At 38.9% G+C, this 13,966-nt stretch carries 10 protein-coding genes; 4 read left to right on the top strand and 6 right to left on the bottom strand.

Translation table 11 applies throughout. The annotated features are described in order from the left end of the window. Positions 1-12: 12 nt before the first annotated feature. Genes P6280_RS03565 through P6280_RS03590 form a run of 6 tightly spaced genes read right to left on the bottom strand, consistent with a single transcriptional unit; the run spans position 13 to position 8,861 of the window. Positions 13-2,529 carry a DNA translocase FtsK gene (locus P6280_RS03565; RefSeq protein WP_283237018.1) on the bottom strand — a complete coding sequence of 839 codons (2,517 nt, stop codon included), beginning with the start codon at positions 2,527-2,529 and terminating at the stop codon, positions 13-15. Continuing rightward, the gene (addB, locus tag P6280_RS03570; RefSeq protein WP_283237019.1) at positions 2,526-4,862 is read right to left on the bottom strand and encodes an ATP-dependent deoxyribonuclease AddB; all 2,337 of its coding nucleotides are present in this window, start codon (positions 4,860-4,862) and stop codon (positions 2,526-2,528) included. Before addB ends, P6280_RS03565 begins: the two co-directional genes overlap by 4 nt. Beyond that, positions 4,859-6,784 carry a transketolase gene (tkt, locus tag P6280_RS03575; RefSeq protein WP_283237020.1) on the bottom strand — a complete coding sequence of 642 codons (1,926 nt, stop codon included), beginning with the start codon at positions 6,782-6,784 and terminating at the stop codon, positions 4,859-4,861. Before tkt ends, addB begins: the two co-directional genes overlap by 4 nt. A 46-nt stretch (positions 6,785-6,830) precedes the next feature. Then, positions 6,831-7,673: a bifunctional riboflavin kinase/FAD synthetase gene (locus P6280_RS03580; RefSeq protein ID WP_283237021.1), complete on the bottom strand. Its 843-nt coding sequence runs from the start codon at positions 7,671-7,673 to the stop codon at positions 6,831-6,833. Beyond that, positions 7,639-8,346, bottom strand: a complete 708-nt coding sequence (gene tlyA, locus P6280_RS03585; protein WP_283237022.1) for a 23S rRNA (cytidine-2'-O)-methyltransferase TlyA — start codon at positions 8,344-8,346, stop codon at positions 7,639-7,641. The genes P6280_RS03580 and tlyA overlap by 35 nt, the downstream gene beginning before the upstream one ends. Next, on the bottom strand, positions 8,346-8,861 hold the full coding sequence (locus tag P6280_RS03590) for a hypothetical protein (protein ID WP_000523557.1): 516 nt from the start codon (positions 8,859-8,861) through the stop codon (positions 8,346-8,348). The genes tlyA and P6280_RS03590 overlap by 1 nt, the downstream gene beginning before the upstream one ends. Before the next feature lie 66 nt (positions 8,862-8,927). On the opposite strand from P6280_RS03590, the gene pyrB reads away from it, so the two are divergent. The 4 genes from pyrB (at position 8,928) to P6280_RS03610 (ending at position 13,965) form a co-directional block, all read left to right on the top strand. Then, positions 8,928-9,851, top strand: coding sequence for an aspartate carbamoyltransferase (gene pyrB, locus P6280_RS03595; RefSeq protein ID WP_283237023.1), 924 nt, complete (start codon positions 8,928-8,930; stop codon positions 9,849-9,851). Positions 9,852-10,160: 309 nt separating this feature from the next. Further along, positions 10,161-11,600 (top strand): outer membrane beta-barrel protein HofB, encoded by a 1,440-nt coding sequence (hofB, locus tag P6280_RS03600; protein WP_283237024.1) that lies wholly within the window; start codon positions 10,161-10,163, stop codon positions 11,598-11,600. A gap of 92 nt (positions 11,601-11,692) precedes the next feature. Next, positions 11,693-13,348: an ABC transporter ATP-binding protein gene (locus P6280_RS03605; RefSeq protein ID WP_283237025.1), complete on the top strand. Its 1,656-nt coding sequence runs from the start codon at positions 11,693-11,695 to the stop codon at positions 13,346-13,348. Then, positions 13,342-13,965, top strand: coding sequence for a neuraminyllactose-binding hemagglutinin family protein (locus P6280_RS03610; protein ID WP_283237026.1), 624 nt, complete (start codon positions 13,342-13,344; stop codon positions 13,963-13,965). The genes P6280_RS03605 and P6280_RS03610 overlap by 7 nt, the downstream gene beginning before the upstream one ends. Position 13,966 lies beyond the last annotated feature (1 nt).

Consider the following 13,966-nt stretch of genomic DNA (forward strand, 5'->3'; position numbering starts at 1 on the left):
TGAAAACAAAACCTAAAAGTTTTGCAAAATTTCTCTGTTGCCTTTGGCGTTTCTTGGGGATAAAAAGCCTTGAGCTTCTAATTCGTCAGTAATGGTAGCGGCTTGGTTGTAGCCGATTTTTAATTGGCGTTGTAAAAAACTCGTAGAAGTGATCTTTTTTTCTAAAATCACTGCTTTAGCCCTTTCTAAAATGTCATCGCCTTGATAATTAGGGGTGTCTAAAGGCATGCGCGATTCTTCTAGCAAGAAATCTTTATCGTATTCCACCGCTTTTTGGGCTTTAATGAAATCCACGATTTTTTTGATTTCATCTTCAGTGGCAAAGGGGGCATGCAAGCGCACTAACCCATTCGTTCCTGGGGGGGTAAAGAGCATATCGCCCCTTCCTAACAAGCTTTGCGCCCCATCGGTGTCTAAAATCACTTTAGAATCAATCTTAGTGCCTACCCTAAAACTCACTCTTGAAGGCAAGTTGGTTTTAATCAAGCCGGTTACGACATCCACGCTTGGGCGTTGGGTCGCTACAATGAGATGCAAGCCGCTCGCTCGCCCCATTTGAGCGATTCTAGCGATAGGAAACTCCGCTTCTTTGCCCCCTGTCATCATCAAATCCGCTAATTCATCAATCACTACAATCAAATAGGGGAACGCTTCAACGCCGTTATTTGGGGCTTGTTCATTGTAAGAATCAATGGTTTTAACCTTGTATTCACTCATTAAAGAATATCGGCGCTCCATTTCTTTAGCCACGCTTTGTAAAGCCCCGATAGCTTTTTTAGGGTCGGTGATAATGGGCGTGAGTAAATGAGGAATGTCCGCATAAATGCTAAATTCTACCATTTTGGGATCGATCATCACTAATTTGAGTTGATCGGGGGGGTTTTTATAGAGTAAGGATAAAATCATCGCATTCACGCCCACGCTCTTACCGCTTCCTGTCGTGCCAGCGATGAGCAAGTGGGGGAGCTTTTTTAAATCCGTGATGAAAGGGTTACCCACAATGTCTTTGCCTAAAGCTAGAGTTAAGGGCGAGCTGGATTTTTGAAACAATTCGCTCTCTAAAATTTCTCTTAAATAAATGGTTTGGCTTTGGCTGTTAGGGATTTCAATGCCAACGACATCTTTACCCTTAATAGGGGCTTGAATGCGAATGGATTCAGCGCATAAAGTCATCGCTAAATCATCGCTCAAGCCTAAAATGCGACTCACCTTAACATTAGGGGCTGGGCGGAATTCAAAAGTGGTTACAATAGGGCCTGAATAAGTGCGGATAATATCGCCATCAATTTTAAAGGTGCGCAGTTTGCTCAATAAATCCTGGATTTTTTGGTCAATCTCGTTTTCATCTAAAGAAGTGTCTTTCAAACAAAGCGCATTCAATAATTGCGTTGCGGGAAGCTCATAATCTTTGGGTTTTTGCACTTCGCCATAATCCAATCCGTCTAATATCTCCTTATTTTCGCTCAATTCTTTAACCATAACGGGTTTTTTAGTGCTTGTGGGGGTTATTGGGCTAAAACTTGGAGCGTTTTGCACCTCGTTTTCTTCTTCTTTTATCATTTCTTTTATCATTTCTTCTTGCACATTTTCTTCTTTTATGGGGTGGTTTGGGGCTTTGTGGTTTTCTGTTTTGTTGTCATTGTCTGTGTTGGGCGCAGATGCGGGCATGACAGGTTTGAGCGTGGCAGGTTTAGGCGTGGGTTCTCTTTCTTTAGTTTCTTGTTTAACCTCTTTTAAAGTGGGGTTAGTGGGGTTGGATAAGTCATTAAATCGGTTTCTTTTAGGGTAAATGGTGTAATGGGTAGGAGAGTGGGAGGAAATTTGGACTAAGCCTTCTTGCGGCTCTAGAGCGTTTAAAGTCGTGTTATAGGGGGTAGGGATCGCTAGAAACGATTCTTCGTTAGGGGTTTTGTGGTTTTCATCAATAGGGTTTTCTTTGAGATTTTCTTTTTCTTTGTCGTTTTTGGTTTCTTTTTTTTGAATGTCTGATGGGGCGTTTTCAAAACCCTCTTTTTTGGGGCTAAAATTAGGGCTAAAGGCTTGTAAGCATTGTTTATAAATCTCTTTTAAAAGGCTTTGTGTTTTGTTTATATAGGGATAAAAAACGCTTTTAGGGGGCAGTTTGAATAAAATCAAATAAGAAATAACTATCATAAGCATTATAAGCGCATAAAGCCCAAAGTCCCCTATAAAAGGGTGCAAAAACAAACGCGTGCTGTTGCCGATTTCCCCTTGATTCAACAGGCTAGATTGCAAAAAGAGCAAAGATAAAATGCCAAGCAGATGCCCTAAAGTTTTTTCTAGAACGATTTCTGTAAAAGGGTTTTTAGTCTTGTATAAAAGGAATAAAACCCACGCTAAATAGGGTAAATTAACCAATGAAAGATACCCAAAATATTTTTTATTGATTGCGGCAAACCACACCCCAAAACGCCCCACTAAACCGCTATTACCTAGCCATGAAGATAGGGTTAAAAACGCTAATAAAACCCCTATGATTAAAGCTAAATAAAGTTTTTTAGATTTCATCGGTTGCACATGTCTTTAAAAGAGCAATATTCACAATCTTTAATCTCTAGAGTTTTTTCAAAATCAATTTCTTGTTTGAGCTCGGGGATAAGAGAAGATTTTAAATAATCCATTTTAGCCTGCAAAATAGGCTCTTCTTCTTCTAATAACTTGCCCTTTCTTAAGTCATAAAAAAAGGCTTTTATAGGCCCTTTGTAACCCAAATTTTTAAGGGCAAACGCATAGATGGCCATTTGATAATCAGCGCTTATTTGAGCGATTTCTATGGGGCTTAAACTTCCTCTTTGTTTTTCACTCATGTTGTCTAATTTCAACTCGCTTTTGAATTTGTAATCCAATAAAATAATCTCATTGTCAGCCGTTTTGTCAATCCTGTCTATACGCCCTTTAAACGCAACGCCTTGAATGGTCGTTTCAAAGCTTTTTTCAAGATCAAGGATTTTGATTTTTGCATGAAAGCGTTCTTTTTCTTTAACATAAAAAGCCTGGATTTTTTTAAGCGCTATAAGAGTGTCTAAACGCTCTTTAGGGGTAATGTTTCCTTTTGTTTCTAAGAGCTGAATGAGCCTTTCTTCTAACGCATAGGGGTTTTTATCTTTTTCATAAGCTTCTTTTAAAAGTTCATGGAGCAAACTGCCTATAGCACTATTATTTTCATCTTTAGGGCTTTCTTTGAATCGCTTAATGTAGTGGTAGTAAAAACGGCGTTTGCAAGTTAAAAAAGCGTTCAATGAGCTAGCGCTAAAGCTAAAATCTTTAGGGATAGCGGCTTTGATTTCTTCTTCTTGGTAGTCTTTTAAAGGGGTTGATTCAAAAAGCGTGTAAGCATCTTTGATAGGCTCTATATGCAAATCCAATTCTAAAAGCATGTTAGAAACTTTTGAAGTTTCGCTCTCTATATAAGAAAGCACCATTTCTTTAGAGTTTTTAAAGAGCTGGTAGTAATAGTGTTTTTGCAAATTTTTCTTATCTAATAAAGTGGGGAGGTTGAGTGATTTTCTTAAAGCAGAGTTTAAAAACAAATCGCAATCTTTAAGGCTTGGCACACAAGTTTCATTGAAATCCACAATAACGATTTTATCAAATTGCATGCCCCTTGTTTCTAAAGTGTCCATGACTCGTATTTTGCCTCCGCTAGAATCGTCTAAGCGGAAATTGGCTTCAAATTCTTGCAAATACAAATGCAACAAATCTTTAAGGCTGTAGTTTTTAAGCGTGTCTTTTAAAAGATGATACTGGTGCATGATTTGAGAATGCGCTTCTTTTAATGGCGCTTTTTCTTTAGAGCTTTGTTGTTCTAAAAGCGCGAGCGTGAGGTTTTCCAAATCCAATAAAGGCGATGCGCTCAAATCAAAACCGCTCGTTTCTAAATCTTCTGAGATTTTGAGAAGCTCTGTATAATAAGGGCTGTTTCTAGCTCCTAATCCCATAGCGAAATTCAAATTGTTGTTTTTGTCTAAGAGTTTTAAAAAAGGTAAAAAATCCGCATTAGGTGTGATGATCGCCATTTTATTAGGGTCGTTATCTTTTTGCAAATATTCTTCTATGGTTTGTAAAACTAAAGCGCTTTGTTTTAAATAACTGGAGTTGGCGTAAAGCTTTGGCTCTATTTTTTGGCGCTTGGGCGTTTGGGAGAGAATCTTTTGGGTTTTAAAATCAATGGAATAATCGCAATCTGTCTCTAACTTGAGATTCAAAAATTCCAAAAATTTTTGGTTGTATTTATCGCAAGATAGGTGTAAAGTGATAGGCACTAACTCGGCCACTTCTAATAGGCATTGCCTTTCAAAAACGCTCATAAAGCCGTCTAAATGCCATTCAATGGAGGAAAAATGTTCAAAAAATTCTTTTAAAATGGTGGGCTTTTCTTGCATGATTTTGTCATAAAAGCCTAATTCTTCTAGCTTTTTAATGTAGCACTTATAAATCATTTCTAAGACTTCTAAATGCTTTTCATAATCCAAATAAATGTCTTTAGAAGAAAGTTCATTGAGTTTGATACAAGCCGAACCCAACTCATCAAACAAATCAAACAAAAAAGAAGTGCTTTCCAAATACCCCAAAAAGCTGTTTTCAAAAAGCAAAAGCCCTTCAAGAATGGATTTTTTTTCTTTAGCGATAGCTTTAATGGTGTCTATCATTAAAATTAGCCGCACGCTGTTAGGGATTTTCTTTTTATTGGGGATGTAAAAAGCCTGTTCAAAAAAACTCCCCATGCTCATTGCGTTAGGCAAAAACCCTTCGCCTTGCTCTAAATAGAAATGTTTCAAACGCCTGGTAGAGCTAAAAACAAATAGGGGGGGTTTTTGTGAAAAAAGTTTTTCTAAGTTCATGCGTGGAGTAACCTTTTAGCTTGAGCGGTGATGTTTTCAACGCTAAAGCCGAATTTTTCAAAGAGTTTATCGCCCTTTGCTGAACTCCCAAAAGAATCCATGCCAATGATTTTATCCGCAAAACGATACCACTCTATCGCACGGCTCGCTTCAATCACTAAAACTTTACCCTTAAAAAGCTCTTTAAGATAGCTTTCATCTTGTTCCACTAATAAATCAAAGCATGGCACGCTCACCACTTGAGTGGGGATATTTTCTCGCTCTAACATTTTAGCGCTCTCTAAAGCCAAGGAAACTTCGCTCCCGCTCGCAACGAGCGTGATAATGGGATCTTTAGAATGGTGTTTAACATACGCCCCTTTTAAAACCTGCTCTTTAGAAACCTCATCAAGCACGGGTAAATTCTGGCGCGATAAAATAAGCCCGCTAGGAGCGTTCAAACTTAACGCTACTTGCATGCAAGCGGTATTTTCAAAAGCGTCGCTGGGTCTGAAAGCGTAGAAATTGGGCAAAGCGCGTAAATGGCTCAATTGCTCTATGGGCTGGTGCGTGGCCCCGTCTTCGCCCACGCCAATGCTGTCATGCGTAAAAATAAAAAGGGCTTTTAGTTTCATTAAAGCACTCAAACGAATGCTAGGCATCAAGTAATCGCTAAACACAAAAAAGGTCGCGCAAAAAGGCACAAACAAGCCATACGCCGCTAAAGCGTTAGTGATAGCCCCCATGGCATGCTCTCTGATCCCAAAATGCAAGTTTTGCCCTAAAGGGAAATCGCCAGAGTGTTTTAATTGCGTGTTATTAGACGGGGCTAAATCCGCACTCCCCCCCAAAAAGCCCTCGCATTCTTTAGCGATAGCGTTTAAAATCATGCCGTTACTCACTCTCGTGGCTAGAGATTCGCCTTTTTTGAAAACGGGGTAATGGATGGCACTAAAATCAAAATCCTTCAACGCATGGATCTTTTCTTTTGCTTTAGGGCTTAAGGATTTTTCCCATAAGGCTTCTAAACTAACGCCCCTAACTTTCACTTCTTCAAAATGCATTTTGTTTTTTGGGCTAATGATAAAGCTTTCATTAGGATTGATTTGAGCGTTTTCTTTGGATTGTTTTAACACTTCTTTATTTAAAGGCGAGCCATGCGTTTTTTCACTCCCCTCTAAGCCAATAGCCCCCTTACCAATAATCGTATGAGCGATTAAAAGCGTGGGTTTGGTGGATTTTTTGGCTTCTTCTAAAGCGTTATGAATCGCTTGATAGTCATGCCCATCGCATTCTAGCACTTCCCAATTTTGCGCTAAAAACCGCATCTTGACCTGTTCGCTGAAACTAATATTAATAGCGCCTTCAATGCTGATCTGGTTGCTGTCATAAATCACAATGAGGTTGTTTAGGTTGAGGTGCCCGGCTAAAGAAGCGCTCTCATAACTAATGCCTTCTTGCAAATCCCCATCCCCACACAAACAATAGACTTTATGAGAAATGGCTTGTTTATCTAAAAGGTTTTGAGCGTATTGACTCGCCATGCTAAAGCCCACAGCGTTAGCAAAACCTTGCCCCAAAGGCCCGGTCGTGATCTCAATGCCTTCGGTGTGGTGCAATTCGGGGTGTCCTGGGGTTTTAGAGTGTAATTGCCTGAAACGCTTTAAATCTTCCAAGCTCAAATCAAAGCCCCACAAATGCAACAAACTATACGCTAACGCGCTCGCATGCCCTCCGCTAAAAACCAGTCTGTCCCTATTAAGCCATTTAGGGTTGGTGGGGTTTAGATTTAAGTGCAAGCTTAAAACCACCATCACATCGGCTAATCCCAAGCACACGCCCGGATGCCCGCTATTAGCCCTATCTATCATGTCCGCACACAAAAAGCGCAGCGTGTTGGCCATGTTTTTTAATCGTTCTAAGTCAGCGTTACTCAATCGCATCAAATTTTTCCATTTTTAAGGTTTTTAAAAGCCATTTTAACACAAATTATCTCAAAATCTCTTTGGCTCTTAAGATGTCTTGTTGGATCTGATTTTTAAGCTCTTTTAACGAAGAAAAACGCATGTTATCTCGTATTTTTTGAACCAAACGCAAAGCGATTTCTTTGGGCGGGTTTTCTATGATGGTATCAAGCACATGGCATTCTATGGCGAAATGTTGATCCGTACTTAAGCGGTTGCCTATAAAACTCACGCTTTTTTGATAAATTGGATCTTTTATTTTCACCAAACTCGCATACACCCCAAAACTAGGGAGGATAAAATCTTTAGTTTTTATATTTAAAGTAGGCGCTAATTCTTTATGCCCTAAGCCTTGATCGCTAATGACTTCCCCGCACACTTCATAAGGCCTGCCTAAAAGCTTGTTAGCTAAAGATAAGTCGCCATGGCTTAGGGCTAGTTTGATGGTTTTAGAATGCACGCTAATCTCTTTTATTTTCACTTCAGGCACAATAATGGTTTTTTCAAAACACTCTTTTAAAAATAAAGCGTCATTTTGCCTCTCATGCCCAAACCTGAAGTCATAGCCCACGACCAGGCGTTCTAAATGGGGGAATTTCTTTTTTAAAAGATCTAAAAATTCTAAAGCGTTTAATGGCGAAATCTCTTCTAAATACACAAAAAATAAAGGCATGCCCACGAGTTTAGCGCGGTATTTTAGGGGGGTTAAATAGCCTTTAGTGTAATGTTTTTTTTCTATGATTAAAAGGGCTTTGGGATCTTTTAATTCTTTAAAAAGGGCTTGATGCCCTAAATGCAAGCCATCAAATTTACCGATAGCTAAGCTTTTAATCTCAGGCTCGCTTGAAATGGATAAAAAATTCAACATTCCCGTTTTTCCCTTTCACTAAGCTTTCTTGGATCTTTAAGATTTGAAAATTCTTTGTTTTTAAATGGTTTTTAAAGTTTTCTAAAGCGTTTAAAATGGCTTCTTTATCCATCACCACCCCCTTTTTATTGCGTTTTATTTTTCTACCCACTTCAAATTGCGGTTTGAAAAGCACTAAAAATTCATCGCTTAAAGGCACAATCGCTTCTAAAATACAATATAAAGAAATAAAACTCACATCACAAAGCACTAAATCAATTGTTTCTGGCGTTTTAAACCCTCTAATATCGCATTCTTCATAACATTCTATGCGCTTGTCTTGTTTCAAACTTTCATCTAATTGCATTTTCCCCACATCCACGCAAAGCACCTTTTTAGCCCCTTTTAAAAGAGCCACTTCACTAAAGCCCCCTTTGCTCGCTCCCACATCTAAAACCACCTTTTTTGTAAAATCTATAAAGTGATTTTCTAAAAAAGTCGCTAATTTTTCCCCAGCCCTGCTAACGAATAGATTTGTAGCGATGAGCTCAATCTTATCGCCCTCCTTCACCATAAAAGAGGGTTTAGAAACCACCATTTTATTGACTAAAACCTGATTTTTTAAAACCAACGCTTTAGCTTTTTCTCTGCTATTCACTAAATGCTGGTTGAATAAAGCGTAATCTAAGCGCATTAAAATTGAGGTAAGGGGACTTGATAAGCGAAATTAAAAACAATCTTGCCTAAACTATAGGCATCAAGCTCTAGTTTGGCTTCTTGCACCGCTAAATAATCCAATTTGTCAAAAGCGAGTAAAAAGGCTCTGCTCCAGCGATTCGTGGTTTCTAAAATGCCATCAAATTCATCTTTTGTGATTTCTCGCACCCATAAAGGCTCTTTTCCTATAGGTTTTGTGCCAAAAAGTTCATAAGAAATATAGCCATCATCAATCCAATCGTTATTTTGCGTGAAAATCTCCACTAAAAAATACTCATGGTCATAGTAAGCGCCGCTATCCACATCGTTTAAATGCGTAGCGATAGCCGTGATGATAGGCACATTATTTTGGGTGATTTCGCCCTTCCTGCTGGCTTGGATCTTTTTTTCTAAAATGAGATCCGGCGTGTAAGTGTCTTCATTAAAATTGCTCACACACCCTAAACAAAAGAATAAAAACACCAGAAGCGTTGAGAGATTTTTCAAGCCCATTCCTTGCTAAAACCCATGCCATTTTTAGCTAAAATAAAATCTATATTATAACTAAAAGGGGGTTTTATGCCAAAAAAATGCCGACACTTGCTCCAAACTAGCGATTTAAGCCTAGATGAAATCAAGCTTTTATTAGAAAAAGCGAGCGTTTATGCGAACGATTTTAACGCCGTATCTTTAGAAACGAAAGAAAAAATGCAAAATAAAATCATCGTGGCTTTATTTTTTGAAAATTCCACCAGAACGGTGTCTAGTTTTGAAATCGCAAGCTTGAGATTGGGGGCAAAAATCGTGAAATTAAACATGCAAACAAGCTCCGCTTCAAAGGGTGAAACTCTAACAGACACTTTTAAAAATATCCATGCCATGCAGCCTGATGCTATCATCACACGGCATGCTTTTTCAAGCGCGCCTTTTAAATTAGCCGAATTTTCACAATGCCCCTTGATTAACGCAGGAAGCGGCGTAAGCGCTCATCCGACCCAAGCGTTATTGGACTTGCTCACCCTTTATCAGCATTTTGGCAGTTTAGAAAATTTAAAAGGGAAAAAAATCGCTTTCATAGGCGATGTGAAAAATTCCAGAGTGGCTAATAGTAACATTAAATTACTCCAACGACTAGGGCTTGAGATCATGCTGTGCGCTCCAAGCTCCATGCTCCCTAGCGTTTCTTTAAAAACGACGCACAACATTGAAGAAGCGATAGAATTTGCAGACATTTTAATGAGTTTGAGGACCCAAACCGAACGGCACAACGCGCCCATTTTTGCGAGCTTGAAAGATTATGGCAACGCTTATTGCATCACCCAACAACGCCTAGAGGCTCATGCTAAAAATAAAGAGGTGATTATTTTACACCCAGGCCCGGTGCATAGGGATATTGATATAGAAAGTGCGGTGTTAGAAGATGAGCGATCTAAAGTTTTAGAGCAAGTCAAAAATGGCGTGGCGATGCGCATGGCGGTGTTGGAGTTTTTGCTATTAGATTGATTGTCAAACTTAAAAAATGCTTTTTGGCATTTTTTACAATCAATACAAGAGCTTTCGTATGATAACTTTCATATTAAAAAAATGGGTTTTGTTATAAAACGGCACAAAAATCCCACTTTGATCAGATTTTGATTTACTTCATCTCATTTTAGTATGAAACTAAAAAAACTTCGTTATAATCTAAAATAGTTGGGTTAATTAAAAGTAAATAAATAGCTTGATTACGCTTCTTTGTTTTTAGATCAGTTAAGAATTGTATAGTCTTTAAGTCATAATCTTTAAGATGTATTTGCTATTAAAAGGAAAAAAATGAAAAATAGCACGCCTTTAAAGAATAAAGTTTTTTGTGGGTTATATGTTTTAAGTTTAAGCGCTCCTTTGCAAGCGTTTGATTATAAAATTGAAGTTTTAGCGGAGTCCTTTTCTAAAGTTGGCTTTAATAAAAAAAAGATTGATATTTCTAGAGGGATTTATCCTACAGAAACCTTTGTAACCGCTGTAGGGCAGGGCAATATCTATGCGGATTTTTTATCCAAAGGCCTTAAAGATCAAGGGCATGTTTTAGAGGGAAAAGTCGGTGGCACGCTAGGAGGGGTCGCTTATGATAGCACGAAATTCAATCAAGGCGGATCGGTTATTTATAACTATATTGGTTATTGGGATGGCTATTTAGGGGGTAAAAGAGCCTTGCTTGATGGCACGAGTATCCATGAGTGCGCGCTTGGGTCGGATGGCAAAGTGATTGATTCTATAGCGTGCGGGAACGCTAGGGCTAATAAAATCCGCCGTAATTACTTGATGAATAACGCTTTTTTAGAATACCGCTATAAGGATATTTTTTTAGCTAAAGGAGGGCGTTACCAATCTAGCGCTCCTTACATGAGCTCTTACACGCAAGGTTTTGAAATCAGCGCTAAAGTCAAGGATAAAAGTGAAGGGATCCACAAATTATGGTGGTTTAGCTCATGGGGTAGGGCGTTCGCTTATGGGGAGTGGATTTATGATTTTTACTCTCCAAGAACCGTGATTAAAAACGGGCGCACTTTGAATTATGGTATCCATTTAGTGAATTACACTTATGAAAGAAAAGGGGTTAGTGTTAGCCCTTTTTTCCAATTTTCGCCAGGGACTTATTATAGCCCTGGGGTGGTTGTAGGCTATGATAGTAACCCTAATTTTGATGGCGTGGGCTTTAGATCAGAAACAAAAGCTTATATTTTGCTCCCTGTCCATGCCCCCTTAAAAAGGGATACTTATCGTTACGCCATAAAGGCTGGCACCGCTGGGCAAAGCTTGCTCATTAGACAACGATTTGATTACAATGAATTTAATTTTGGAGGAGCGTTTTATAAAGTATGGAAAAACGCAAACGCTTACATCGGCACGACAGGAAACCCTTTAGGCATTGATTTTTGGACCAATAGCGTTTATGATATAGGGCAAGCGATAAGCCATGTGGTAACCGCTGATGCCATCTCTGGCTGGGTTTTTGGTGGGGGCGTGCATAAAAAGTGGCTGTGGGGGACTTTATGGCGTTGGACTAGCGGCACTTTAGCCAATGAAGCGAGCGCGGCTGTTAATGTGGGCTATAAGATCAGTAAGAGTTTGACAGCGAGCGTGAAATTAGAATATTTGGGCGTGATGACGCATGCAGGCTTTATGGTAGGGAGTTACAGGCCCACGCCCGGCTCTAAAGCGCTTTATTCAGACAGGAGTCATTTGATGACAACTCTTAGCGCTAAATTCTAATTAATCGCTTTAAGCTGTTTATTAAAGCGTTAAAAATCCCTATAATAAAAACACTATAATACGAGTTTAATCAAATCCATAAGGTTAAACATTTGAAACTCTTTTTCAGGCGTTATTCTAAATATCTTAAAGAGCATTATAAAAGTTTTATAGTGGTTTTATTTTCTTCTTTAGTGGTGGCTTTAAGTACGGCTTGGGGGACTTATTTAGTCAAGCCCACTTTAGATGAAATTTTTATCAATAAAGACACTCAAATGCTCAAAATCCTGCCTTTTTTAGTGATTTTGGCGTATTTGGGCAAGAGTGGGGGCATGTATTTAGGCACTTATTTCACTAACTTTATCGGGCTTGATATTGTCAAAAAAATACGCAACACCATGTTAGAAAGCCTTCTAAAAATGGAAATGGATTTTTTTAACAGGACTAAAAAGGGCGAATTGATCGCAAGGATCACCAATGATATAGGTTTGATTAGAGCGAGTTTGTCCAATTACCTTTCAGAGAGCATAAGAGAGGGGCTAACGATTGTGGGGTTAGTGGGGGTGGTGGTTTATCAAAGCCCTAAATTAGCGTTAGTGGGGTTAGTGATCATGCCGCTAGCCGCTATTCCTATCAGTAAAATCATTCGTAAGGTTAAAAAACTCGCTAAATCCCATCAAGAGAGTAACGCCAAAATCACCGCTCGTTTGAGTGAAGTCTTTAACAATGTGGAAGCGATTAAAATCTCTAATGGCGAAAAATTAGAGCATAAGGCTTTTGTGAAAGAAAATGAAGCGTTTTTTAAAATCGGTATCAAAAACATCGCCGTGGCTGAAATTTCTTCGCCTTTAATGGAGTTTTTAGGCTCTATCGCTATAGCGCTAGTGATTTATTTGGGGGGGAATGAAGTGATTAGGGGTCATATTAGCGTGGGGGCGTTTTTTTCTTTCATCACGGCCCTTTTTATGCTCTATACGCCGATCAAACGCCTAACTAGGATCGTTTCTAATTTTCAAGAAGCCTTTGTCGCTAGCGACAGGATCCATGAGATTTTAGAAAGAGAGCCGGCTATTGTTGATGGGGAATTAACGCTAGATGACGCTATACACACCATAGAATTTAAAAAGGTATGGCTGGCTTATACGCTAGATAATCAAGAGCACTATGTTTTAAGCGATATTAGTTTGAAATTCCAACAAAATGAAATCATCGCTTTAAAAGGCGAAAGCGGGAGCGGTAAAAGCTCATTAGTGAATCTGATCTTACGCCTTTATGAGCCAAGCAGGGGCGAAATTTTCATCAACGATCAAAAAATAGAGAGCATCACTCAAAAATCCTTGAGAGAAAAGATTAGCGTTGTCACTCAAAGGGTGTTTATTTTTAATGGGAGCGTGGCTGAAAATGTGGCGTATGGTTTAGAAATTGATGAGATAAAAATCAAAGAATGCCTGAAAAAAGCTCAAGCCTTAGATTTTGTGGAAAAAATGCCTCATGGGATAGAGAGTGTTTTAGATGAATTTGGCGCTAATCTTAGCGGTGGCCAACGCCAAAGAATCGCCATTGCAAGAGCTTTGTATAAAGACGCTCAAGTTCTAATCTTTGATGAGGCCACTTCCGCTTTGGACAATAACACAGAAGAGAGCGTTAAACAAAGCATTTTAGAATTGAAACAAAATCGCTTAATCATTCTCATCTCGCACAACCCAAGCACGCTAAAATTAGCCACTAAGCATGTGAAATTAGAGCATGGGCGTTTGATAGAATGTTAAGGGTTTTAAGCGTTGGTGTTATTTTTATTTTACTAGGGTGTCAGTTTTTCAACAAAATGACACTCCATTTAAAATATAAAGATTACCCCAAAAATAGCGCTTTAAAAACCGCTTTCACTTTAACCCCCCCTAAAATCTTTTTTAACGCCCATTTTGTGCCGCCCTTTTACCAAAAAGAATTTAAAAAAGCGATCATCCAACAAATCGCTTATTTTTTAAAAGATAAAAGCGCTTTTATTCTCAATGTTTCAGGCAATGTTTTTTTCTCTTTTGAAGAGAGTCCTAAAGATTTAAAAGGCATTAAAGAAAGGCTTAAAAAGACGATTGAGCCTAACGCTGACCCAAAATCCGTCATGCGTTTTTTAAACCTTCAAGCGAGCTTGATTTTAGAATGCGCCCCGCAGACAACTTGCCCGTTTGACACCCTTTTAATCCCCACCGCTTTCAGCGTGCCTGTTTATTACGCTAATCATTTGGGCGATAACCCCTCTCTTTTTTCCCAAGAAGATAAAACCTATCACAACGCTTTAATCAAAGCCCTTAATAAGGCTTACTATTCTCTTATGGAGGGTTTAGAAAAGCGTTTGAACGCTATAGAAAATGCAGAGTGGCTTTAAG

The sequence above is a fragment of the Helicobacter sp. 219-2 genome (genome assembly GCF_030053225.1).
Lineage (GTDB): Bacteria > Campylobacterota > Campylobacteria > Campylobacterales > Helicobacteraceae > Helicobacter > Helicobacter pylori_C.

Bases quoted from the DNA above. Each gene is read 5' to 3' on its own strand.
- P6280_RS03565 (WP_283237018.1), bottom strand. From the start codon at position 2,529: ATGAAATCTAAAAAACTTTATTTAGCTTTAATCATAGGGGTTTTATTA.
- addB (WP_283237019.1), bottom strand. From the start codon at position 4,862: ATGAACTTAGAAAAACTTTTTTCACAAAAACCCCCCCTATTTGTTTTT.
- tkt (WP_283237020.1), bottom strand. From the start codon at position 6,784: ATGCGATTGAGTAACGCTGACTTAGAACGATTAAAAAACATGGCCAAC.
- P6280_RS03580 (WP_283237021.1), bottom strand. From the start codon at position 7,673: ATGTTGAATTTTTTATCCATTTCAAGCGAGCCTGAGATTAAAAGCTTA.
- tlyA (WP_283237022.1), bottom strand. From the start codon at position 8,346: ATGCGCTTAGATTACGCTTTATTCAACCAGCATTTAGTGAATAGCAGA.
- P6280_RS03590 (WP_000523557.1), bottom strand. From the start codon at position 8,861: ATGGGCTTGAAAAATCTCTCAACGCTTCTGGTGTTTTTATTCTTTTGT.
- pyrB (WP_283237023.1), top strand. From the start codon at position 8,928: ATGCCAAAAAAATGCCGACACTTGCTCCAAACTAGCGATTTAAGCCTA.
- hofB (WP_283237024.1), top strand. From the start codon at position 10,161: ATGAAAAATAGCACGCCTTTAAAGAATAAAGTTTTTTGTGGGTTATAT.
- P6280_RS03610 (WP_283237026.1), top strand. From the start codon at position 13,342: ATGTTAAGGGTTTTAAGCGTTGGTGTTATTTTTATTTTACTAGGGTGT.